The 24478-nt window shown below is 41.5% G+C and carries 24 protein-coding genes; 8 read left to right on the top strand and 16 right to left on the bottom strand.

From position 1 onward, the window contains the following. Window positions 1-9 precede the first annotated feature (9 nt). The 7 genes from recO to glgC form a co-directional block, all read right to left on the bottom strand. Window positions 10-753 (bottom strand): DNA repair protein RecO, encoded by a 744-nt coding sequence (gene recO / locus DFP77_RS02605; protein WP_114410739.1) that lies wholly within the window; start codon window positions 751-753, stop codon window positions 10-12. A gap of 5 nt (window positions 754-758) precedes the next feature. Next, window positions 759-1661 (bottom strand): GTPase Era, encoded by a 903-nt coding sequence (gene era / locus DFP77_RS02600; RefSeq protein WP_114410738.1) that lies wholly within the window; start codon window positions 1659-1661, stop codon window positions 759-761. After that, window positions 1654-2337 (bottom strand): ribonuclease III, encoded by a 684-nt coding sequence (gene rnc, locus DFP77_RS02595; protein WP_114410737.1) that lies wholly within the window; start codon window positions 2335-2337, stop codon window positions 1654-1656. The genes era and rnc overlap by 8 nt, the downstream gene beginning before the upstream one ends. 18 nt (window positions 2338-2355) lie before the next feature. Next, the gene (gene lepB / locus DFP77_RS02590) at window positions 2356-3180 is read right to left on the bottom strand and encodes a signal peptidase I (RefSeq protein ID WP_114410736.1); all 825 of its coding nucleotides are present in this window, start codon (window positions 3178-3180) and stop codon (window positions 2356-2358) included. Window positions 3181-3230: 50 nt separating this feature from the next. Then, window positions 3231-5036: a translation elongation factor 4 gene (gene lepA, locus DFP77_RS02585; RefSeq protein WP_114410735.1), complete on the bottom strand. Its 1806-nt coding sequence runs from the start codon at window positions 5034-5036 to the stop codon at window positions 3231-3233. 246 nt (window positions 5037-5282) lie between these two features. Further along, window positions 5283-5915 carry a riboflavin synthase subunit alpha gene (locus DFP77_RS02580; RefSeq protein ID WP_114410734.1) on the bottom strand — a complete coding sequence of 211 codons (633 nt, stop codon included), beginning with the start codon at window positions 5913-5915 and terminating at the stop codon, window positions 5283-5285. 324 nt (window positions 5916-6239) lie between these two features. Next, window positions 6240-7496, bottom strand: coding sequence for a glucose-1-phosphate adenylyltransferase (glgC, locus tag DFP77_RS02575; protein WP_114410733.1), 1257 nt, complete (start codon window positions 7494-7496; stop codon window positions 6240-6242). Window positions 7497-7589: 93 nt separating this feature from the next. Between glgC and glgA the strand changes: the two genes are divergently transcribed. Continuing rightward, window positions 7590-9026, top strand: a complete 1437-nt coding sequence (gene glgA / locus DFP77_RS02570) for a glycogen synthase GlgA (protein ID WP_114410732.1) — start codon at window positions 7590-7592, stop codon at window positions 9024-9026. 30 nt (window positions 9027-9056) lie between these two features. Here glgA and DFP77_RS02565 read toward each other — a convergent pair whose 3' ends face one another. Together DFP77_RS02565 and DFP77_RS02560 are read right to left on the bottom strand one after the other, a co-directional pair. Further along, complete coding sequence (locus DFP77_RS02565; RefSeq protein ID WP_114410731.1) at window positions 9057-9890, bottom strand: substrate-binding periplasmic protein; 834 nt, start codon at window positions 9888-9890, stop codon at window positions 9057-9059. A gap of 281 nt (window positions 9891-10171) precedes the next feature. Next, window positions 10172-12388 (bottom strand): transglycosylase domain-containing protein, encoded by a 2217-nt coding sequence (locus tag DFP77_RS02560; protein WP_258861050.1) that lies wholly within the window; start codon window positions 12386-12388, stop codon window positions 10172-10174. Between the two features lie 365 nt (window positions 12389-12753). On the opposite strand from DFP77_RS02560, the gene DFP77_RS02555 reads away from it, so the two are divergent. The 5 genes from DFP77_RS02555 (at window position 12754) to DFP77_RS02540 (ending at window position 14845) form a co-directional block, all read left to right on the top strand. Next, window positions 12754-13083 (top strand): Rieske (2Fe-2S) protein, encoded by a 330-nt coding sequence (locus DFP77_RS02555; protein WP_114410729.1) that lies wholly within the window; start codon window positions 12754-12756, stop codon window positions 13081-13083. A 207-nt stretch (window positions 13084-13290) separates the two neighbouring features. Further along, complete coding sequence (locus DFP77_RS19940) at window positions 13291-13461, top strand: hypothetical protein (RefSeq protein WP_309477151.1); 171 nt, start codon at window positions 13291-13293, stop codon at window positions 13459-13461. Window positions 13462-13464: 3 nt separating this feature from the next. Then, window positions 13465-13833 carry a molybdate ABC transporter permease subunit gene (locus tag DFP77_RS02550; RefSeq protein ID WP_309477152.1) on the top strand — a complete coding sequence of 123 codons (369 nt, stop codon included), beginning with the start codon at window positions 13465-13467 and terminating at the stop codon, window positions 13831-13833. Beyond that, complete coding sequence (locus DFP77_RS02545; RefSeq protein WP_181858484.1) at window positions 13830-14090, top strand: ATP-binding cassette domain-containing protein; 261 nt, start codon at window positions 13830-13832, stop codon at window positions 14088-14090. Before DFP77_RS02550 ends, DFP77_RS02545 begins: the two co-directional genes overlap by 4 nt. Next, complete coding sequence (locus DFP77_RS02540) at window positions 14045-14845, top strand: molybdenum ABC transporter ATP-binding protein (protein WP_114410727.1); 801 nt, start codon at window positions 14045-14047, stop codon at window positions 14843-14845. The genes DFP77_RS02545 and DFP77_RS02540 overlap by 46 nt, the downstream gene beginning before the upstream one ends. A gap of 29 nt (window positions 14846-14874) precedes the next feature. Here DFP77_RS02540 and DFP77_RS02535 read toward each other — a convergent pair whose 3' ends face one another. Next, window positions 14875-15513, bottom strand: a complete 639-nt coding sequence (locus DFP77_RS02535; protein ID WP_114410726.1) for an HD domain-containing protein — start codon at window positions 15511-15513, stop codon at window positions 14875-14877. Window positions 15514-15675: 162 nt separating this feature from the next. Beyond that, window positions 15676-16287, bottom strand: a complete 612-nt coding sequence (locus tag DFP77_RS02530) for an OmpW family outer membrane protein (RefSeq protein ID WP_114410725.1) — start codon at window positions 16285-16287, stop codon at window positions 15676-15678. A gap of 313 nt (window positions 16288-16600) precedes the next feature. Between DFP77_RS02530 and DFP77_RS02525 the strand changes: the two genes are divergently transcribed. After that, window positions 16601-17476 carry a carboxylate/amino acid/amine transporter gene (locus tag DFP77_RS02525; protein ID WP_114410724.1) on the top strand — a complete coding sequence of 292 codons (876 nt, stop codon included), beginning with the start codon at window positions 16601-16603 and terminating at the stop codon, window positions 17474-17476. 79 nt (window positions 17477-17555) lie between these two features. Here DFP77_RS02525 and DFP77_RS02520 read toward each other — a convergent pair whose 3' ends face one another. Next, the gene (locus DFP77_RS02520; RefSeq protein WP_114410723.1) at window positions 17556-18287 is read right to left on the bottom strand and encodes a YccT family protein; all 732 of its coding nucleotides are present in this window, start codon (window positions 18285-18287) and stop codon (window positions 17556-17558) included. A 273-nt stretch (window positions 18288-18560) separates the two neighbouring features. Here DFP77_RS02520 and DFP77_RS02515 point away from each other — a divergent pair, with 273 nt between their 5' ends. Beyond that, window positions 18561-19604 (top strand): GGDEF domain-containing protein, encoded by a 1044-nt coding sequence (locus tag DFP77_RS02515; protein ID WP_114410722.1) that lies wholly within the window; start codon window positions 18561-18563, stop codon window positions 19602-19604. A gap of 1 nt (window position 19605) precedes the next feature. Here the strand turns inward: DFP77_RS02515 and DFP77_RS02510 are convergent, their stop codons facing one another. The 4 genes from DFP77_RS02510 to DFP77_RS02495 all read right to left on the bottom strand — a co-directional run bounded on the left by DFP77_RS02510 (window position 19606) and on the right by DFP77_RS02495 (window position 24326). Continuing rightward, complete coding sequence (locus DFP77_RS02510; RefSeq protein WP_114410721.1) at window positions 19606-20034, bottom strand: GNAT family N-acetyltransferase; 429 nt, start codon at window positions 20032-20034, stop codon at window positions 19606-19608. Beyond that, window positions 20035-20529 (bottom strand): MgtC/SapB family protein, encoded by a 495-nt coding sequence (locus DFP77_RS02505; RefSeq protein ID WP_114410720.1) that lies wholly within the window; start codon window positions 20527-20529, stop codon window positions 20035-20037. Window positions 20530-20623: 94 nt separating this feature from the next. Next, complete coding sequence (locus DFP77_RS02500) at window positions 20624-22612, bottom strand: cache domain-containing protein (RefSeq protein ID WP_114410719.1); 1989 nt, start codon at window positions 22610-22612, stop codon at window positions 20624-20626. A gap of 295 nt (window positions 22613-22907) precedes the next feature. Continuing rightward, window positions 22908-24326 carry an esterase-like activity of phytase family protein gene (locus DFP77_RS02495; RefSeq protein ID WP_114410718.1) on the bottom strand — a complete coding sequence of 473 codons (1419 nt, stop codon included), beginning with the start codon at window positions 24324-24326 and terminating at the stop codon, window positions 22908-22910. Window positions 24327-24478 lie beyond the last annotated feature (152 nt).

The following is a 24478-nucleotide window of genomic DNA, read 5'->3' as shown; positions in this document are numbered from 1 at the left end:
CAAATCAACTCAAACTTTCAACGCACGAAAAATTGGCACACCTAAATGCCGCTCCCCTTGGAAGGGCTGTTTTGGCAATAAACGCCTCGCAACGACAGGTTTACCATTTAACAAACTATCCAACCAACCACGGTGCAATTCCTTAGCGAGACTTAATACCTGCTTATCCATCCACTTACCCGCTTGATAATTAAGCGCGACTTGCCCTTCGACAAACAGCATTGGCATGAGTTTTGGTATCTCACCATGGTATGGGCGCAAGCCAAACTTATAATGAAACTGATACAACTGATTTGCGTCTATCAATTCTCCACGGCTTGTAGAAAGCATATTGATAGCAACCCCCAATTCAGAGAACAACCCTACCTCAAAACGTCGTAACAAAGGTGCTATAGGAGCCCCTGTGTACAAACTTTCAATAAGCCATTTATAAAGCTCATACACATCAGGCAAAGGAAGATTAATTGGTAGTAGTTTTTCTAACAATTCATGAATATATAGAGCTGCGTACAAAGGCAAACCTTCAAGAGAAGAAGCAGACGTAAGAGACTCTAAACTTTTCACTGTTTTTAAATCGCTGCGACCAGAAAACTCCATTTCATAACACAAAAAAGGCCCAGGTATGACCCGAGCCTCTTTTTTAGGTAATCGCCAAACCCCTCTCACCAAACCTTGCTCAAGCGTTAATACATCGAGCAATATTTTATTGTCTTGAAAAGGACGGGTGTGGATAACATACGCTGATGCGCGCATCGGAATTACTCTTCCTGATAGCCTAAACTGGCTAACGCACGCTCATCATCAGACCAGCCTGAACGAATCTTGATCCAGAGATTCAACATTACTTTATGTTGAAACAGGTTCTCCATATCAATACGCGCTTCTTTGCCAATTAACTTAATTTTTTCACCACGGTCACCGATAATAATGCGTTTTTGACCATTTCTCTCAACCAAAATTAGCGCACTAATATGAATAGCGGACTCTTCAAAAACAAACTCTTCAATTTGCACAGCAACTTCGTATGGCACTTCTTGACCGAGCTGACGAGTAATTTTCTCTCGCACTATTTCTGCCGCTAAAAAGCGTGAGCTACGATTGGTAATCTGATCTTCTGGGTAAAATTGTGTACCTTCTGGAATATAGCTCTCAACCAAACGCTCTAAACGGTCAAGGTTATTATTACGAAGCGCCGATATAGGCACTATTTGCGCAAAATTCATTCGATCAGATAAATTCGCCAAACGCGGCAATAGGCTTTCTTTTTGATCTAATTGATCAACCTTATTTACCACTAAAATAACCGGGCAACGTGCATGCTTCACCTTCTGAAGAACAGATTCATCTTCTTCGGTCCAACGGTCAGCATCAATAACAAACAACACAACATCGACGTCTTTCAAAGCGGCCGCAGCAGTTTTATTCATAATTCGGTTTATGGCTTTAGCTTCACCGATATGTAATCCAGGCGTATCAACATAGATAGCTTGAACATGCCCTTCTGTTTTTACACCAAGAATTTGGTCACGTGTCGTTTGCGGCTTACGAGACGTAATCGACAATTTTTGACCCAAGATATGGTTAAGTAACGTTGATTTACCCACATTAGGGCGACCAACAATAGCAATATAACCACAGTGTGTAATTTCAACCTCAGACATCTTTCTTTTCCAATTGTTTCAGTGCTTTTGAAGCGGCATTTTGCTCCGCTATACGGCGACTATTGCCTTTCCCTTCAATAGCGTCTTCACAGAGTTCTATATAACAGTGAACATGAAACGTCTGGTCATGTGGTTCACCGACAATGTCTACCACATCATACTGAGGCAAAGCGTGCTTACGAGCTTGTAAATACTCTTGTAGGCGCGTTTTTGCATCTTTAGTAACGATCTTCAAAGATGTCGCGTCTAAACGCTCCTTGTACCATGACAAAATATGTTCTCGACAAACATCCATGCCCGCATCTAAATACATGGCGCCAATAATACCTTCTACCGTATCCGCCAAAATAGAGTCACGTCTAAAGCCGCCACTTTTTAATTCGCCAGCCCCCAGCTTTAAATAATCACCTAGTTGAAATTCGCGAGCGAGTTCAGCTAGCGTGTCGCCTTTCACTAAAGAAGCACGTAAGCGGCTCAACTCACCTTCCTTGGCTTTTGGAAAACGATGAAATAGGTCTTCAGCGATCACATAGTTAAGAATCGAGTCACCTAAAAATTCAAGGCGCTCATTATTTTTCCCACCAAAACTACGATGCGTTAGCGCCAGCTCAAGCAGTCCAAGGTCGGCAAAAAAGTAACCTATTCGCCGACTCAGCTTCTGATACAATGAACTCAAAATTTCTCCAAAAAATACTTATTCAATCAAACCGTTATTTTTAAAGCTTGGAATACTGAAAAACTCATCCCAATGCAGCCACACGTAAAAAGCGCGGCCTTTCATGTTTTCATCAGGAACAAAGCCCCAGAATCGGCTGTCTGCACTATTATCTCGATTATCTCCCATTACAAAGTAATGACCTTCAGGAACCGTCCACTCCCCTTCATGAGGTGTAAATCGATAGCTGTTATAAACCTCATGCTCCACACCGCCCAAGTTCTCAGAGAACAGCTCCACTGGCTCTTGATTTGGGTTTAACGATATTGACAGTTTTGCCAAAAGGTCTTTGCTTACTTGTTGGCCATTTACCGTTAATATTTTATTACGGTAACTCACCTGATCCCCAGGAAGACCGACCAAACGTTTAATATAGTTTAAATCAGGTTTTAGCGGATACTTAAAAACCACTACATCACCACGCTTTGGCTCTGTTGTTGGAATAATAGTGGTATTCAAAACCGGTAAACGCAAACCATAGTCAAATTTATTCACTAGAATAAAGTCGCCAATTTTCAAAGTTGGCAACATAGAACCAGATGGAATTTGAAAAGGTTCGACAACAAAAGAGCGCAGACCAAAAATAATCGCAATAATGACAAAGTAAGACTTAACCTCTACAACAAACTTAGGCGTTTCAGCCAAGCGCTGCTGTGCTTCTTTGCCTAAAGCACTTCGCGCCTCTGTCGCCATGTTCGCCAGTACGCGTTTGCGCTTTGGAAAGTATACAATGCGGTCGTAAACCCAAAAAACACCGGTTACTAAAAACGCAATCGCCAGTATCAATTCGAAATCAAAACTCATACTTCATGTCTCCACCTAGATGCGCTCTCGCACACCTGTTGATTTTCTGGCTAGCTATCAAGCTGCAAAACTGCAAGGAAAGCAGACTGTGGTACTTCAACGTTACCCACCTGCTTCATACGTTTTTTACCTTCTTTCTGTTTCTGTAGCAGCTTCTTCTTACGACTCACGTCACCACCATAACATTTGGCTATTACGTTTTTACGTAACGCTTTGACCGTAGTACGCGAAATAATTTTCGCACCAACCGCACCTTGAATGGCAACATCAAACATCTGACGAGGAATCAGATCTTTCATTTTTTCACACAAAGCACGTCCTCTAAATTGAACGTTATCTTTGTGCATAATTAACGCTAACGCATCAACACGCTCGCCATTGATTAGGATATCCAAACGACACAAAGGAGCAGGACTAAAGTGAGAAAAATTGTAATCCAAAGAGGCAAAACCGCGACTACAAGACTTCAGTTTATCGAAGAAATCCATTACCACTTCGTTCATTGGTAATTCATAACGCAGTTGCACCTGACGACCAACATATAACATGTCTTTTTGGATGCCGCGTTTTTCAACACACAAAGTAATCACGTTCCCCAGGTATTCTTGTGGTACCAAAATATTGGCTTCCACGATAGGCTCACGCATCTCTTTAATGGTGCCGGGATCTGGCATTTTTGATGGGCTATCAACATTGATAACGTCACCATTATTTAACTCAACTTCAAATACTACGGTTGGCGCGGTCGTAATTAGGTCTAAATCGTATTCACGTTCAAGACGTTCCTGAATAATTTCCATATGGAGCATACCCAAGAAACCACAACGGAAACCAAAACCCAATGCATCGGAGCTTTCAGGTTCGAAGAACAAGGAGGCATCATTTAGGGTTAATTTATCCAAAGCAACACGAAAATCTTCATATTGATCAGAGCTTACAGGGAAGACACCAGCGTATACTTGCGGCTTTACTTTCTGGAAACCAGCCAACTGAGGTACATCAGGAGTCGACGAATGTGTAATAGTGTCACCTACTGGCGCACCATGGATGTCTTTGATACCTGCAACTACATAGCCAACTTCACCAGCACGAAGAACACCTGTTTCTTTACGTTTAGGCGTAAAAATACCAGCCATATCTACAGGGTGAGTGTGTTTAGTCGATTTGATATAAATCTTGTCTTTCTTGCGCAATGTTCCTTGCTTGATACGAACAAGGGAAACAACGCCTAGATAATTATCAAACCAAGAATCAATGATAAGCGCTTGAAGCGGTGCATCTACGTCGCCCACTGGTGGCGGAATCGTCGCAACCAACCGTTCTAAAACATCATCAACGCCCATGCCGGTTTTTGCAGAACAAGTCACGGCATTCATTGCATCGATACCAATGATCTCTTCAATTTCTGCACATACACGTTCAGGCTCAGCTTGAGGCAAGTCAATTTTATTAAGAACGGGCATTACTTCGAGGCCTTGCTCGATAGCGGTATAGCAGTTAGCAACAGATTGAGCTTCAACACCTTGTGCTGCATCAACCACCAGCAATGCACCTTCACAGGCAGCAAGAGAACGTGATACTTCATAAGAGAAATCCACGTGTCCTGGTGTATCGATAAAGTTCAATTGATAAACCTGACCATCTTTCGCATGGTAGTCCAACGTGACACTTTGTGCCTTGATGGTAATGCCTCGTTCACGCTCAATATCCATTGAGTCGAGAACCTGAGCCGACATCTCACGCTCGCTCAAGCCTTCACAAGTCTGGATGAAGCGATCGGCTAAGGTCGATTTTCCGTGGTCGATATGTGCGATGATACTAAAATTGCGTATGTGCTTAAGATTATTGGAAGACACTATTTACTCACACTTTAAAAGCGATATTTGAATGATTACCTGTTGATAAATAAGCCACATATGCACACATTTTCATCAAAACGGCACTCAAATTGAGCCCCATTACCATGCTTGTACTATGAAAAAGCTTATCAACACATTTTCAGGATAGAAATTGGCGAGCATTCTACCGAAAATCGAGCGTGGACTCCATTTATTTCAGAAGGCAACCAGATAGAACCCAGCAAGTTAGAACAATGCGCACAGCTAAGGCAGCACAATCCCCTTTTCTTTTAAGACTCGCTCGACGGTGTCTACTGTCGCCTGAGTATGAGAATCGATTTCAAGATTGACTCTGTCACCCACACTTAACATGCCAAAAGTAGTCAATCTCAACGTTTCAGGGATCAAAGAAACCTCAAGCCAATCATTTCCGATATTACTGATCGTCAAGCTAGCGCCATTCAAACCGACATAACCTTTATCAAACAAATAACGTCGGGCATCGACGTCATACTGGCGATCTGTCGTAAAGCGGATATGGACACTTTCTTCAATTTTTTCAATACGCGTGACACAAACAGACGTCATGATATGACCAGACATAACGTGCCCGCCAATTTCATCACCCATGCGTGCTGCACGTTCAAAGTTTACCGTGTCACCCGCTTGCAATAAGCCAATATTGGTTAGTGCTAACGTAGTATCAATCACATCAAAAGTTAAAATGTCATGCCCTATCTCGGCAACGGTCAGACACACACCGTTAATCGCGACACTTGCTCCTAGCTGCTGACCTAACATAACTCCCGCCGGGAAAACAATTTCTAATCGCTTATTTCGCCCAACCTGGCTCGCAAGCTGGACCGTTGCAGTACCTTGAACAATACCTGTAAACATAAATAATCCTCATTTATAGGTGAAAAAACGTGCTGTATGATGGACTTAACGCAGGCCACCCGAGTGACTGAAGAAGAAATGAACACTTTTATTCAAAGCAGCATCAGAGCTGGTTTTGCGCAAGTTATCACAGTGTCACCAATAGGGTTATCCACAGGTTACGGGGATAACAGTCTCATCATAAAAAGATAAAAACCAAACCCTACTAATGCGCCCATTTTATCCATTTTCAAGTTAGCATTAAGTATTACTCGGTAAAATTACAAAAAAGCCGCTTCGCAAGCGGCTTTTTTCAGTCTTTACATAAAATCTATTCAATTAACATTACTGCTCAGATAAGGCGTCAATCATGCCCTGAGTCACCAAGACAATCCCATCAGAACTACGATAAAAACGCTCAGCATCCGCAACAGCATCTTCACCAATTACTGTTCCTTCAGGAATATGACAATCAGAATCCACAACCACTTTGTTCAAGCGACAATTACGTCCTATATCACAACGAGGCAAAATGACGCATTTATTTACCTGTGAGTAAGAATTGACTCGGACATTATTGAACAGTATAGACTGCTCGACCGTGGAGCCTGAAACAATGCAGCCTGCGGACACAACTGAGTTTAATGCCGTGCCAATACGCTCTTCGTAATTATAATTAAATTTAGCAGCAGGACGCTGATATTGGGTAGTACGAATAGGCCAATCTTCATCATATAGATCCAGCTCAGGAACTAAACGCGTTAAATCCATATTGGCTTCCCAATACGCCGTCAAGGTACCTACATCACGCCAATAAGGTTTATCTGGATAGCTTTTATTATCAATCACACTGTTAGCAAAATGATGGGCTTTTATTTTACTTCTACCAACAAAAAGAGGAATTAGGTCTTTACCAAAGTCATGGCTCGACGCATCATCGCTGGCATCCGAACGTAGGTTCTCAGACAAAAATTTGGTGTTGAAAATATATATTCCCATACTTGCTAGTGATACATCGGGCTTGCCTGGCATAGTAGGTGGATTGGAAGGTTTTTCTTCAAACGCGATGATATTGTCATTTTCATCAACGTGCATAATGCCAAACTGGTCAGCTTCAGCCAGTGGAACTTGAATACACGCCACAGTGACATCTGCACCGCTATCAATGTGCTCTTGCAACATAACACTATAATCTTGTTTATAAACATGGTCACCCGCGAGAATTAAAATAAACTCGCTATCTAGGCCATTAATCATGCTTAAATTTTGATAGACGGCGTCAGCCGTTCCACGATACCAGTCCCCCCCAGTCTGCTGCTGAGCAGGCCAGAGTTCAATAAATTCATTAAAATCGGAACGCAAGAAGTTCCAGCCACGTTGCACATGTTGATTTAAAGTATGTGACCGATATTGAGTTAAAACGGCGATTCGCCTCATTCCCGAATTCATACAATTAGAAAGCGGAAAATCAATTATCTTGTATTTACCTGCAATAGGAACGGCAGGCTTAGAGCGGTTATCCGTTAATTGTTTTAATCTTGAGCCTCGCCCACCGGCTAAAATAATGGACAAAGTTTTCATACGCGCCGTATTTAAATCCATGTAATGCCCTTAAAATTTTTGTCAACACACTCAATTTGAAGTTTCATTTAGGTATACTCGTATCATTATTCCAAATCAATAAGACGCCTAACAATGAAAATACTCTTTGCCGCTTCCGAAATTTACCCTCTCATTAAAACTGGTGGATTGGCCGATGTCGCAGGCGCTCTTCCAGTTGCCCTCCGAAAAAAAGGCCTTGATGTCAAACTTATCATGCCTGCATACCAAGGCATACTTGAAAAGGTAGCGCCAATTCAACAGAGTATCAACCTAGGAAATCCATTTGGAGCCGGGGATTTACTTTTACTAGAGACCCATATTCCCGAAAACGGCACTCCAATTTACTTGCTTCAATGCCAAGCTCTATACGAGCGTGCAGATGGCCCTTACGTTGACAAAAATGGAATAGATTTCAAAGACAACCATATCCGCTTTGCCGCCTTATCATGGGCCACAGCGACACTCGCCTTACATGGAAGCCTGATTGACTGGCAGGCAGATATCCTACATTTGAATGACTGGCAGACTGGGTTTGCAGCAGCCTATCTTGAAAGCTGGAAAGTAAAACATCTTCCGGTTGTGACGACAGTACATAATTTACGCTACAACGGGAGTTTTGATATGAATCAATTCTCTGAGACGCTTCTATCGACAGAATTGCTCAGCATGCATGGCATGGAGTTTTATGGGCGCTTCTCTGGATTAAAAGCAGGCCTTGTTTATGCAGACGCTATCACCACGGTTAGCCCAACCTATGCACAAGAAATCCTTACTCCTGAATACGGTGATGGACTCGATGGCACACTAAGAGCAATACCCGAAAAGCTAGTCGGTATATTGAATGGCGTAGACTATGAGCAATGGTCACCAGAAATCGACTCTCTCATTTCTAAACAATACAACACAGATAACTTAGAACAAAAGCAGACAAACAAGCTCGCCTTGCTGCAAGAGAACAATCTATCAGAAGACCTCAACCAGCCTATTTTCGGTGTGATTAGCCGATTAACGGAGCAAAAAGGGCTAGACCTTATTTTAGAAATCATGCCGAAACTATTAGATAAAGGTGCACGACTTGTTGTGTTAGGTTCTGGGGATAAGTACCTAGAAGCAGGCTATTTAGCACTACAAGATACTTACCCAGAACAAGTGTCAGTTCGTATTGGATATTTTGAAGACTACTCTCATCGCATCCAGGCAGGGATTGATGCTTTACTCATACCTTCTCGATTTGAACCATGTGGTTTAACACAACTTTACGCCTTAAAATACGGAACATTGCCAATCGTAAGGCAGACAGGTGGATTAGCTGACAGCGTGTTTGAGCAAGGAGAGAAGCCAAATGGGTTTGTCTTTGAGGAAGCAAGCACTAAGGCTTTAGAGGCAGCTATGGAACGCTGCATGGAGTGTTTTCATCACGATAAAGAACACTGGCAAGCATTACAAACGAATGCGATGGGCTATGACTACAGCTGGGAGGCAGTTACGCACCAATGGGAAGCGCTATATAAAGTACTATTGACCGAATAATAAGTCGAAACTCACAAAGCGGGTTAGCTTTTATTCAAGAGATAACCCAGCATGAAGACTTTCCTTCCATATTTTTTCGCCATCAATTAATGCCTGCTCAGTAAAACCTTCTTGCCTCATTTCTTGCAAGGCAACAGCAATACGATACTTCAGGCTATCTTCATTACATGGCGACTTTTTAGACATAGTAAGGTACAAACCTTCACTACTTATAAAAGGCTGTTGAGGAAAAATAGTGTCAGACAACCCCAAAACCACAGAGTAAGCAAGAGCTGGACTCCTCTCATACAAAACATAATCCACACGATCGGCAGCAAGCATTCGCAAAGCTTGAGATAAACTAGCAACAGACAAAATATTTAGCTTGCGCTGAGCAAATTGATCAAACTCTTGACCAAAACTATTATTTATAACTGTCACCCCCCATTTACCAATCAAATCTTCTTTCTTATTAAAAGCAAAGCGCTTGTCTTTACGTTGCCATACAACGCTCGTTGTATGGAGCATTACAGGGGTAAAATAGTCCATATAATCCGCTCGCTCAGTGGTATAAAACGCGCCCGCCATTAAATCGACACGACCATTTTTCACTTCGGTTTGTGCTCGCGACCAAGGGCCGACATGGACTAACTTAATGGGAATATTTATACGTCGACTTAACTCATCAATAATAAGGCGGTTAACACCTTCTAGAGTTTTTGCGTTTGGTTTTTCTTGCCACAAGAAAGGAGGGTATTCTGAGTTACCTGATGCAGTAAGCTGAGTACATGATGATAAAGGAAGAGTTTCTTCACCTAAAACGATAGCACTCTTAAAAAAAGTCGCTATTAATAAACAGCAAACTAGGTGTGTAAGTAGTCGCATATCACGCCACTCCCTTTAACAAATAAAATTCAAACTACAAGTGACGAATTCAAACTACAAGTGACGCTTTGTATCCTACAACTATGGTAACCACGTTACAGTGAAAAAACACATAAGTACATGCCACTTAACTGAACTCTTTCGCTAAAAAATAGTATCGTCGGTAAATATAATCACGATTCGATGAAAAAAAACAGCAATCTGTTTAATTTCAACAACCTAAGGGACAATATAAAACCTAACTATTTAAAAGGCGCTTACTTTTACTAATCGTAATTGACTTAAAAAGGCCAAAAACATGAGCTACTGTCTTTGGGTTCAGTTCCCAAAATAAAAGCCAGTGAGGTTTTATCGCTACAACGGCTGGCTGCCATTTCAAACTCCTCATTCAGCACATCATAACGAGCTGCACCATTGGGCAAACTAGTAGGTAATGATCTAGGATTGACGTTTTTAGTAAAGTCTATCCAAACTTTCTGAGCACCGCTGCTTCCAGTTATACTGAGCGGCACGTTATTATCGTCACCTAACCATACAGTTGAAGAATAATCTCCAGTAATCCCAACAAACCAACTGTCTTTTTGTTGATTTGTTGTTCCGGTTTTAGCAGCAAAATTCAAGTCTGGAAACGCAGCTTGCGCAGCTCGTGCAGTACCTATCTTAGGTGTTTTTGTCATTCCATCCAAAGTCACAGCAAGCAGAGCATCAGTAAAAGGCACATCATTTTGCTGATCAAAACGCTTCATTAATCGATCATTCTGATCCATAACAGCTAGCACAACCCCAAGCTCACTACTTTTTCCCTGAGACGCAATCGGCTGATACAAACGCGACACTTCAAACGGAGACAACTCTAATGCACCCAACGCCATGGCGGGGTGCATGGTAAATGAGCGCTTAACCCCTAATTGTCTTAACGTATCCCCTACTCTATCGAAGCCTATTTGCTCTGCCAAAGAGACTGTCGCCAAATTATAGGATTTCGCCATCGCCTCATAAAGATGCATCACACCATGAGTCTTTCGATCATAGTTTTCAGGCTCCCAGATCTGACCACCTACTTTGAACCGAAGTCGCTTATCTTCAATTTTTGACCACCATGTATAGCGCCCTGTCGCCAAAGCAGACATATAAAGCGGTGGTTTTACTAATGACCCAATAGGTCTTACGGCTCCTAACGCTCGGTTAAATCCTGTGTAATATTGGTCACTCGAACCAACGATAGCTCGCACCTGCCCCGTTATTCGGTCGGTAACCACCATCGCACCTTGTAGGCCCTTTAATTTCGCATCACGTCTTCCCAGTGCGGCTACTTGACGCTGCATAGCCGCACTTGCAGCACGCTGAGCTCTAATATCAACCCCAGTATAAATGCGTAGATTTTTTGTTGCTAAAGTCGCTTCATCAAAATCTCGCGAAAGCTGCATAGCAACAAGATCTAGGTAGTCACCATATACCGAGCGCTCTTTCTGCTTACTTGCAAGCCGAATGGGCTGTTTTATTAGACTATTGTAATCTTTATCAGATAAGCGCCCTTGTTCTTTCAACACTGCCAATACAGTATTCCGTCGAGCTTTTGCTCTATTTGGCGAGCGTTCAGGGTTGTATAAAGATGGACCTTTTACCATGCCAACTAAGAGTGCGAACTCATCTATATTAAGCTCGTTCAAAGGGCGGCCGAAGAAGTGCTGGCTAGCAGCGGCAAAGCCATGTAATGCGCTACTACCAAGCTGTGCGAGATAGACTTCATTCATATACGCCGTGATGATAGCTTCTTTTGAATAATGATATTCAAGCAACAAACTCATCACAACTTCGGTTAATTTGCGTGTGTAAGTTCGCTCAGAACTCAAATACATGTTTTTAACCAACTGCTGAGTCAGTGTAGAGCCACCCTGACGCCTAGAGCCTTGGGTAAAATTAACAACAACAGCTCGCGCAATCCCTGTTAAAGAAATCCCCCAGTGATGATAAAACTCCTGATCCTCAACGGCCACGAGGATATCAATAAGGGGTTTAGGTATTTCGTTGTAAGTTAATATTTGACGGCTTTCAGTATTACCACCATATAAATAGCCGATTCGTTGAGGCTCTATTCTTGCCTCACTGATTTCATCACCATTCAATGCTTGGATAACCAAACGACCATTTTCAAATGAAAAGATGCGCCTTTCACTTTCATGGAAACCAAGATGATCGACATAAGAGCGAAGATGCGCGCTTACTTTCGTTTGGCTACGAGCTGCCCAGCCTACCTTTTGACTGTTTCGGCCAAAACGATAACCCGTTTCCTCCAGCAAGCTCTCGAGATCTTGCTTTTTCCAAGGCGCGCCACTCGATAAAATAATAGGAGCACTATACACCTCAGAAGGCACCTGCCATTTTTGGCCTTCAAAGCGTTCAACAACTTGTCCATTTAACCACCATACCCAAGCGAAAAATGGGATACTAGCTACTAATGAAAGGATGAAGCCCCACTTAAAAAGAAAACGAAACATCCTCTTCAAAAAAGAAGATCGAGGGATTTTTTTCGTTTGAGACGAAGACTTACGAGAGGGTTTTGCCGGAGTTTTTTTAGCCATAGCGGCAAGTATAAGGAGCTTACCAAACGCAAGCAACGATCAAAATACAACTAGCTAAATTATTGCATATTGACTCACTTGCCATAGCACTTTAGAGTCGTTCCTCACGGAATGTTTAATTTACTGACATTTCCTTGATATTTAATCACTTAAACGGCCGTAGAATTGAAAGAAAACAGCACTAGATTGAAATGGATAACTCTATCATTCTAGTTCGCATAAACATGAAATGCGCCAATTCTCTTAAATAAGCAATCCATTATAAAAAGTGCGGTAATCACGTGTTTAATAAGCATCTTATTCCTGACGCGCAAAACCTTCCTGAAGGCAAAGCGCTGAACATAAAAGTAGCAGAGTACAACTTTTTGGTGACTAAGCAAAAAGGTCAAATTTTAGCCTATGAGAACCTTTGCCCTCACCAGAAAAAACAGTTAAGTTGGTCTTCTAATCCAACCTTAGATGACGATGGAGATTATTTGAAGTGCCACCACCACGGTGCTCTTTTCTCTCCTATCGATGGGGTATGCATAACTGGACCCTGCCAAGGCAGCCACTTAAAAAAAGCCACGGTAGGCATTGAGCAAGGCAACTGCTATCTACTCTTTGCATAAAGCTTCTTTTATTAAATTACAGAATGGAAAAACATGGCTCATAAGGCATTTTTAGTTAACAAAACGCTATTTTTACTAAGCAAATTTAGCGTCTTGTTAACTATGGCTTTCTACTCTCGGCCAAATTATTCGCTACAGACGGACTTCACCTTGCTGTAGCCACTAATTTTATTTCGCCAATACAGCAGTTAGCGAAAGACTATGAGAATGCCACTAGTATTACCTCCGACAGTACTTGGTTTCTATTTACTGCTTCTGTTAAGCCCTCAAGGGGCTGTGGGCTCTGTAATCAATAACATAGGGCTATCGCCGTTACCTTTTAGCTTTGCAGGCTTAGTCATTGCTTCCATGCTTTACTCACTTCCTTTTGTTGTATAACCTATTCAAAATGCTTTTTTAACCATTGGAAAAGGGCCTTTAGAAGCAGCGGCCACCTTACGATCTTCGCCCTTAAACCGTTTCTTCCATGTGGCTATTCCATTAGCAAGACCTGGTTATATCAGTGCCGCTATTCTTGGATTTGCCCATACGGTGGGCGAATTAGGTGTGGTTCTTATGATAGGCGGAAACATCTCAAATGAAACAAGAGTTATTTCTATACAGATATATGACCATGTTGAAGCTCTAGAATACGGACAAGCTCATACTTTGCCTCTGCTGATGGTAGCTTTTGCATTTGTTGTGCTCGCCTTTTTATACGGTGTGCAGAAACATCCAAAAAGCAAAGCGGTTTCTGGGGTGGTATTTTGACTCTTTTAGACGATGACAAATCATTGCACATACAAATTGTTAAGCCATCAATCAGGCACTCAAACTTCTCTTTAGATATTAACCTCCATCTCCCAAGTACTGGTGTTACGGCATTATTTGGATCATCAGGTTCAGGAAAAACCACGGTATTGCGTCATATAGCAGGTTTGGAGGCAAGTAATAACAGCCATATTCGCCTAGAAAATACTGTGTGGCAAACTCCTCAAACATCTCTCCCCCCCATAAACGACCCATAGGCTTTGTCTTCCAAGATGCAAACCTATTTGAGCATTTAACAGCTGAAGGTAACCTGCGCTTTGCAATGAAACGTGCTGATAAAGATCAATCAGTTATTTCTTATAATGAAATCACTCAGCTAATGAATATCGAATCTATTTTGCCCCAATATCCGGCACAATTATCGGGTGGCGAGCGTCAGCGAGTCGCCATTGCCAGAGCACTGCTTATTCAGCCAAAATTATTACTTATGGATGAACCCCTAGCCGCTCTAGATGAAGTGATCAGGTTAGCCGACCATATGGTGGTATTAGATAAAGGGCGAGTCTTAGAGGAAGGGGAAATTCATACCTTGCTTGGTAAACTTGGCACCTCATTTTCACGATACCAAGATGCCAGCGTAGTTATTTCCGGCACAGTAGCAAAACAAGAAGCGAAATGGGGACTTTCATGGCTCAGCTTCGATAACCAGACCATTGCTTTTAAGCAAGGCAATGAAAAGCTCAATGATACCGTGCGATTAAGAATTCAATCGAAAGATGTCAGCTTGTCCCTAAGCAAAGAAAATGACTCAAGCATCTTAAACCGCCTGAACGCTATTATTGACGACATGGAAAATGATCCTAAAGACCCAAATACAGTGATCGTCCGATTATTGGTAGGCGACAAAACCCCAATATTAGCCAAATTAACGGCCTTATCGGTCCATCGCCTTTCACTAGTACAAGGAAAATCCGTCATTGCTCAAATCAAATCCACAGCGGTTCTCTCCTAATTTTTTAGTAAGCCACCAGCCACCGCTTGCTAGATTTCATAGGCCAATTGCTCTAAGAAAGTCCGCATAACACGCTCTCGTCTTCGTCCTTCCAGTTGAGCTGAAGGCGTATTCAAACGATCTACAATATGAAACAGTTTGTTATAAAAATGATCAATGGAATATAACGCATCATTTGGCTCACGCTGTTCGCAAAACGGATCATAAAAAGAATAGAGAGTTCGATTTAGCGCCCCACTAACCTGCATACAGCGAGCAATACCAACCGCCCCTAACGCATCCAAGCGGTCCGCATCTTGTACTATTTTGGCTTCCAATGTGTCAGTCGAAATATTGGCACTAAAACTATGGGAACAAATCGCGTGATGAATCGCTTTGTAGTACTCGCTTGGATAATTAATTGAAACAAGAAACTCTATCGCCTTGTCGGCAGCCATCCTCGAAGCCAAGTGTCTGTTAGGGTGGTTTTTAGGTAACGACACACAGTCATGAAGCCAAGCCGCAGGCACAACCACCGCTAAGTCAGCCTTCTCTGCTTCAGCAAGCTGCTTCGCCGTTTTTACAACTCGCAGAATATGGCTTATATCATGAGCAACATCCGTTTCTTCTTGCGTTTGCAAAAAAACACGGCTCTTCTGTTCAAACTCAATTAGAAAAGTTAACAACACTATATTTTCCTAGAAATGTTTCTTCATAAAGACCCGTAAGCCTATACCAAACGCATAAATCAAAACAAATGACATTTCAAAACTAGGAGCCAGTTCCTTGGGCGCAATAACAAAAAAGGGTCTTAATTTCGAATTAAGGCCCTTTTTTAAACTGCTAAAGAATTAGAAGGTGTAGCCAACACTTGCCATAAAGGTAATAGGGTCAATGTCCGCATTGAAAGTGCCGACTGATGTATGAACATCGGTGTTAATATCCATGTACCAAAGAGACGCATTGGCGAACCAACGTTCAGATAGTTTCACGTCTACACCCACTTGAGCAGCCAAACCCAATGAGCTATCAAGGTCAACATCCGTATTGGCCAAATCGCCCTTACCTTCTTCATCAAAGAAAATAGTGTAATTCAAACCGGCACCAACATAAGGGCGAATTTGGCTGTTGGCTTGGCCAAAATAATATTGTGCCATGATAGAAGGCGGTAAATGTGAAACCTCAGCAACCTCTCCTAAACCGCCAGTAGATACTTTATGAGTAAATGGGGTGGCTGCCAAAAGTTCAACTCCAAACTGCTCAGTCAGCATATAGGTAAGCGTTACCCCGATTTGAGTATCATTATCCAGTTCCAATTCACCAGAACTAGCAACGTCATCACTGCTTTCGTTTGGCATGACAACCGCTAGACCGCCACGCACAAAGATATCACCAGCATCATGAGCCAATGCAGCAGATGAACAAAGTACAGAAAATAGAGCAACAGGGAGTAAAGCTTTCATAATCGATTCCTTTTTTGGTCAAACAACATGTCTGTGACAAAAAAGTAACAGGATCTAAAATCGACTTTTTAATCTAGATCAAGGTTTTGCTCGCCCGAAAGATACAACCAGGGGAACACACCCATTAGGTCAACAAAAAGCGAACTGCCAAAATAGAATCACTTTTTACTAAAATATGCAGAAAAAGAGGCCAACTTCAAAAAGTTGATATTGAAACACTAGTAAACCAGCAAAAATATAAAAGTAAACTGATTTACCACAGTGCAATTAATCGGTAAGATTTGCAAAAAATTTAACCTGGATAAAGAATAATATGCCTATACTTATTGCCGTCACGCTGCTCTGGGCGTTTTCCTTTAGCTTAATTGGGGTCTACCTTGCTGGTCAGGTTGATGCTTGGTTCTCTGTATTAATGCGAGTCGCACTAGCGACAGTTGTGTTTCTACCTTTTCTAAAACTACGCCAGATAGAAGCAAAAATAGCTTTAAAATTAATGGTCTGTGGTGCACTTCAGCTCGGCATCATGTATGGCTTTTACTATCAGTCATTTTTGTACCTGTCTGTTCCAGAAGTATTACTTTTTACCGTTATGACCCCTCTTTATGTCACGCTCATTAATGACATGTTAGATCGCCGTATCAATATCGGTTTTGCTATCAGTGCATTGCTTGCCATTCTGGGTGCTGTTGCTATTCGCTACCAAGGCATAGATGAAGGCTTCGTGAAAGGGCTCTTGATTGTTCAATGTGCGAATCTTTGTTTTGCAGCTGGGCAAGTAGGTTACAAGCGAGTCATTGCAAAAGAGCGCCCAGACTTACCTCAACGTACTGTATTTGGCTGGTTCTTCCTAGGAGCTCTTGCTGTCGTCATCCCTTGTTATCTTGCGCTTGGCAACCCAGATAAGCTGCCTACTACAACACTTCAGTGGTCTATTTTGACTTACTTGGGAATTGTTGCTTCGGGCCTTGGCTACTTTGCTTGGAACAAGGGTGCGACCTTAGTCAATATAGGCACATTGGCGGTAGCGAATAACCTACTGATTCCTGCAGGCATACTGGTCAATGTGCTTTTCTGGAACCGTGATGCTGATATTCTACGTTTAAGCATTGGTGGCGGGATTATATTACTGGCACTTTGGGTAAATGATAAATTCAACCAAAAACAGAACAAGACGCAAACCGCCTTTTAAAATAATACAATTTTCAGACAAAAAACGGCCAACGCGGTAATCAACCACGCTGGCCGTTTTTTTGTTCGTTAATAGAGCGCTACTCTTTAATCAACCACTGCTGAAAAGCTTGCTGTGATTGCTTGTCAGCTTTATTAAACCAAAATGTTGACATCTCAAACTGAATGCTAGAGACCTCTGGTTTGTACAAATCATCCGCAATCCAAACTCGAATATTCTTACGAGTCACCTTGTCTGATTGGTTATACCAAAACTGCATCATTTGCAGCTCGACATCATCAGACATTCTAACAGGCGCAACATCAGGACCAGCTGATGATGCATTCACCTTCATTGAATTTTTTGCTGTCAAACGCTCAACTTCCGTCACAAAATCACGGGTGTTTTGTAACCCAGACTTCTTAGTGAGCATTTGCTGCTTGTAGTCGATTTCTTGGCCACTTACCTCATCAACAATTGAGAACTGAGGCTCTTTTACATTGTCTTCAGCTTGCCTAACCGTAGATATATAAGGTGCTTTCAGGCTAAGGTATGTATCACTTTGAAACTGTAAATCCAACACAATTGGCTCAGACTGGAAAGTTTGAGAATCCCCGCCACTACGTAGTATTTTATTAAATCGAACAACAATTTGATGCGGCCCTTCATCTACATTGACTTTGAAGTCGTTGCCAAATTGCCGAGAACTTTCTAAGTCAACATACATAATTTCAAAAGATCTGGGCACTTCAAAAGTCGCTGCCATGGCTGGGAGTGCCGTGAAGCAGCTAACAAACATCACCACTGCACTAAATCCGTGTTTTACCTTCATCCTACATCCTTAAACATCATAATATTTCAAACAAATCTAACATAGAATTCTGTTTTAATTACGTGTGTAAGCCTAATTCAACAGCACTTGCGCGATTTTATCTTTTTTCTTCTACAATAAATAAAGTCGAACAATAGTACACAGAAAATATATCGTAAAAAGCCTTTAAGCTAAGTACTATGTCAGAACTCAAGAGATCGTTAGAGCACCGCTTAATACAACCCAGAGTCTCTCATTCTCAGATAAAATTAAAAAGGCACTTCTCGTAGCGGCATGCAAAATAGCAACAATACCCCAAACGCACTCACTCATAACTTAACGCTCAAAGTTATCAAACTAACCATTGCAGCCATAATTGCATCTGTGTTTTTTCGACCCTTTTTTGTGACATTGCCAGTCATATTTACTGTGCTGGATTTAATCAACCTAACTCTGGTTACTATTTTTTATATTATCGTTCGCCTGAACATTGCGACAAAGCAGGAAATAACACTTTCTCTATTGCTAGCCATAGTGCTAATTACACCAACCTTTTATCTATCAGGTGGTGTTAACAGCCATGTTGCTGTCGCTTTACCCCTGTATCCCATATTTGCAGCCCTGATTGGTGGTTTCCGAGAATCATTACTTGTCACCGCTTTTTTATCCATAAGCGTGATTATTACCACTATTTTCAATGGCCTAATTCCAGACTTAACAGGAGAAATACACTCAAACGAAAAATCCATCGCTCGCGGTTTTTGGCTAACAATATCCATTGTATTCAGCGGTGTGTTCGGCCTATTTTTCTTAAAAAAACACACTGAATTTACTGATCAGCTAAAAGACGAGAATATCCATGATCCTCTAACTGGCTTACTTAATCGACGAGGCTTAAACCGTAACTTTAGCCTTGCACTAGAAACTGCAGAAATGTCTTCTACACCGCTAAGCTTAATACTGATTGATATTGATTTATTCAAAAAAGTAAATGATATGTATGGGCATGACATTGGTGATATCTGTTTAATAGAAGTCGGAACAGTATTATCAAATAATATAAGAAAAACAGACACAATCGCCCGATTTGGCGGTGAGGAATTTATTATCCTTTTACCGAATACCTCACAAAATGAGGCCGCCAAAATAGCGGACAATTTGAGAAAAATCATAGCTCAAGACAAGTTCAGCGACTTTAGTCTTCCATTAACCATTACGCTTGGCCTTGCAGAACGACACAAACAAAATGATAACGCACTTAATATGATTAAACGTGCCGATAAGGCACTTTACAGAGGGAAAGACAGAGGAAGAAACTGTGTCGAGCTGTCTGAGTAAACTACCCTTTGTAGACATCAGGCTGCCATTTTTGCATAAAAGTCTCAGGTGAACCCAATGCGGTATAACCAAACTGCTGATATAAACTATGCGCGTCTCGAGTAGCCAATAAAATCCTTCGCAATCCCTGTAGTGATGGATGCTCATGAACACGCTGCATCAACCACTTTGACAGCCCCTGTCCTCGGTGCTCTTCATCAATAAAAACATCCGCCAAATACGCAAAAGTGGCTTGGTCCGTAATCATTCTAGCAAAGCCAACTTGCTTCCCATCAGACGAAAACACCCCAAAGCACAGCGAGTTTTCTAGCGCTTTTTTAAGCGTTTCTTTAGGTATGCCCGCTGCCCAATAAGAGCTCGATATGTAACTATAAATGACGTCAACATCCATTTCATTACTATCACTACTCACTCGATAACCTGAAACCATCTAGTCCTCTCTATTCACGTCTCGTTTACGCCAGCGACTGTATTTAGAATGTACTCCGCGAGTAAAATTCGACGAATAGCCTTCAAGAATATCTACACCATATAAAATAGCGACAACAACAAAAGACAATTTAATCGCCACATAAGAGCCAATAATCGCAATGCATACCCCAATGGCAGCAAGTGTCCAAATCGTTGCAGCAGAGGTCACACCAATAACGGCACCATCTTTAGACAACATAACACCAGCCCCAAGAAAACCAATTCCAGTAATCACCTGCCCAATAATTCGAGAAGGATCTGTCGTCTCAGCAGCAATAAACATCGACGAGGCAATAAACACATAAGTGCCCAATACAATTAGCGCCGAGGTTCTAATTCCTACAGGCTTTCCCCTTAACTGACGCTCTAAACCAACAATGACACCGCAAAAAATAGCGGTAGCTATCGAGCTCCAACGATAAGGATCAATAGAAAATAACGACTCTAAATTCATACAATGTTTCTTAGGGTTAATGTCATGTTTTTAAAACACAATGGAACCATTAAATTATCATATCTTCCACAGCATCAGCTTAATATTTTTTACACTAACAAGGAACAAGCACCCAAGAAACTATACTATTCTCATACCCATCCTGACGTTTGTATTCTCGATAACCTTCTGACTTTGCAGCACCAACAAGATAAGCCTTATCAGCTAATTTAATAATAGAAGCTGTCGAGCCATTTTGTTGCAGTTCCGTACGATCAATATCAACCCAAAATACAGAGCCAACCGGATGATCATCCGATGAACTGGATACAACAAAACCTGTATCCGTGGTGAACACTGCCTTAGCCCCCGCTTTCACTTTACCATTTTCACGAGGCAAAATATCTTGAAGAATGGCCCTAAACTCATGCTTGGAATCGAAAACAATCCCAATTCCACCAATGGTCTGACGACTATCTTGTGAGTCTCGTATTGCTGCATTATAAATATAAGTGTGCTCTCCGCCATAACAGTCAAATGTTGTAAAAGCGGATACGCTATAGGCATAGATATCTTGCAACTTAAACACAGCCTGCCCACAAGAGCTTTTCTCTATAGGCAGACCAACTTTGTCCTGGTAGCTATCATCAGAAAAAGCCACATAATGCCCATTCTGATCATAGACATATAAAGTGTGGTAAACCGTATAAAGAGAATGAATCTTGGCAAGCGTTTCACGAATACTCGCAGTATCAATTTTTGTACTCGACAAAGCTAACTGCAATTGGCTACCTAGGCTCCACCAGCGACAATCATTCGCACGCTCATACAAATTACGGTCCATGATATCGACAGCCAAACTTGCCTGTAAGCGTATCGAATTTAATTGACCAGAGACTATTGTAGAAAATAAAGATTTAATCGAATCGGCAAATACATTATCAATATCCCGCCCTATTTTTTTTATCGCTTCTAACACAGGCATAAATTCAACCGCTTCCTTACGCGCAGCCGTGATGATGCCATTTAATACAATCAGCTCTAGGTCATCATTGATTGATATGGATTGATGCCGAATATCAAATAAGTCAGCTGAAATAATACCCGTTAAGTGCGTAAAAGAAGCGAAGCTATGTTCATCAATAGTCTCTTGCCCTATTGTTTCAAGTGCTAATAAAGACCCTACATTCCAATCTTTAGGTCCAGAATAGCCTTGGTAAGCTTGTCCTTTGGCAGTTACTTGCACCATTTTTTTGTTATTTAAAGACACCATTTTAGGTGACAAGCTGATTGTTAGATTCTCTGGAAAAGTTTGCTTATAATATTGTGGGGCGAACAGAACATCCCCTGCGCCATTTAAGAGCAAGAAATGGTTTTCTTCCTGTTCAAATAAAAGGCGATTAGTAATTTCCTCTAGCTCATTATCAAAGCGAAAACATAATACAATAACACCAACCACTTTCCCTTCATCTACAACTGCATTGGCATACAAGAGGTTCGGCTGTGTTCCCTCTAACAAGCTAGTACAGCCAAAATACTCGACGTATTGATCTGGCTTAGCCAGCGCTTGTTGAATGAAGGCATCTTGCACGTTTTCATTGCGAGCAGGCTGACTAAGCTGAAAAACCAGATCCCCATCGGGTGCAATCAATAACACGTCCTGATAGACAGAATATATATCGACATAGGCTTGTAGTCTGAGCCTCAAAAAATCTTTATCTTCTTCTTTTATATCATTATTTTTTAGAAATTGGACAACATCATAATCGGCTGATAAGAATCCGATATCAGCTGTTCGTTCAAACAAATTACGTATTAATACATCGATAGCCATCTGACAACGGGCTAGGTCCTGAGTCACCACCTTTCGAGCCTGTTCATTCGTTAGACTTTCAATTAAGCGTTTCTGAAGGTGGTGGAACTGATCCAACGTATGGTCCATATCTTCCAAAATGGTCGATGCAACTTCTAAACTATTAATCTTCCCTATTAGAGATATTTTCCCCCACCACGAACTTAATGAATGCAATGTCTGATCGTACTTATCAATGCCTCTAATAAAACGTTTTATCAAAGACTGGTTCTTTGAAAGAAACACTTCCATTTTAATGTCCTGTAAAATCTTAAGACCGCTATCAAAGCAATTTCTTTGCCAATATGTATAGTCACTAATAAAAACCCAAAAATAGTGGGCCTAAATGATTTAAAAACGGAATTCATCGCTTATAAAAAATGTTATTTTAAAGGTCAATCAACTTAACTCTCTCGGTAGGAGCATGGCCTGCAGGAATAGGTTTGCTTTTCAATTTAAAGAAGCCCTTACAAGAATAATCATTTCATAAAATAAAAAAAGAAATGCACTGCGGCATTTCTTTTTTAAAAATCATTCTTTGGAGGAATTAATTCCCCATCAAATCAGCTTTAATAATATAAAGTTTATTAGAATCCACTGTCGTATTATCCAATAATTTTTGCTCTAATTTTCCTTTAGTCGACCAGGTAGCAAAATCATCATCGTTTAATACACCAAGATGATGATCATCAATCACCCACAAGCCTTCCATTTTATCGTGTGGATAAGAAGTTGCTTTCACCATATCAACCACCAAAGCTTTATTCACAGGCTTGACCCCTCTATCTGACAAAGCATCCCAGCCATTTTTCATCGCGAACTGCTCTAGCGTTAAACCTTCGATCATTAAACCGTGACTATCATCACGCTTAACAGAGTCTGACAGACTAATCGATGAAAGCGGCGTGCCTGTTGTTAAATCAATACGGTAAACATGCTTTTGGGCATTCGGCTTGGCTTTAGAGTCACCACCAGGGCCGCCTAGTAAAAAGGCGCCATCTCGCTCAATAACCAAGAACTTATTCGTCGTTAAAGCCGATATTTCAGAATTCGAGTTTTCATTTTTCTCTTGGCGATACAAATACTGCTCAGTTTTACCCGTGGTTAAATTCACTGTGACAATACGCGTTAAATCACTTTTTTGTGCCGCTTTATCTGGGTTCTGCAAAGTCGATTGCATGATGCCAACTAAGGTCGTTTCGTCTGGCGTAATGGCTAGCCCTTCCATGCCTCGGTTGGCTCGACGATGCGCAAAAACAGCAGGCAGATGATAGACGTTACGACTGTCGTCTTTAAACGCATTAATGCGGCCAATCTCCACACCGTTGCTATCGAAGTGAACAATGTGCGGACCATACTCATCGCTCACCCAAAACGTACCATCTTTAAGTGCGACTAAACCCTCCCCATCTAAACCGTAATCATCCAGCTTAATAGGATTGGTTGTCTTATCATGCGGCTTACTATCATCCATCAACACAGGGCTACCATCGGCATGATAGGGAGTTTCACCTGTTCCACCTAACGCAGAGGTATTTGGCAAACCAGAAATCAAACTGCCATTTGGACGTTTAAGCAAAATACTTTTAACCATAGTGACTTTGCCACCTGCATCGACTTCGAAAAGACCAATACGAGGCGTGTAAGAAGCGACAGGAAAGCTTTTCCCCTTACCGTAACCGCCATTATAATTTGCATTTGGACCACGATCTGTCAACGCATAAAACTGGTTAGCTTGATTTGGGTTCGCTACCATAGCCGACCCAAAACCACCATTACGAATTTCGAATGGTCGATTAGTTTTTCCATCGATCAAATCATTACGCAATACAGAGTAAGGCAGTTCACTACCTTCTGATGGAAAACTATCAACAAAACCGGTTGTCGATGTCGTAGCGGAGTTCGTCGTACAACCCGATAAAACACCAACTGAGACCAAACTTGCTAACCAAATTTTACTTGTCATTTTTTCGCCCTTTTATGTGAGAGTACTTGTCGTACTTCTATGATTCTCACAAAGATTAGCGTTTCGCTGTGACGATTTAATGAACAGACATAAAAAAGCCCAAGCATTGAGTTTCAATGGCTTAGGCTTAACTTGAAATGCTTGACCTCACG

The sequence above is a fragment of the Marinomonas foliarum genome, assembly GCF_003337275.1.
Taxonomy (GTDB): domain Bacteria; phylum Pseudomonadota; class Gammaproteobacteria; order Pseudomonadales; family Marinomonadaceae; genus Marinomonas; species Marinomonas foliarum.
Note: the sequence above shows the minus strand (reverse complement) of the source record. Positions and strands in the feature narration are given on the sequence as shown.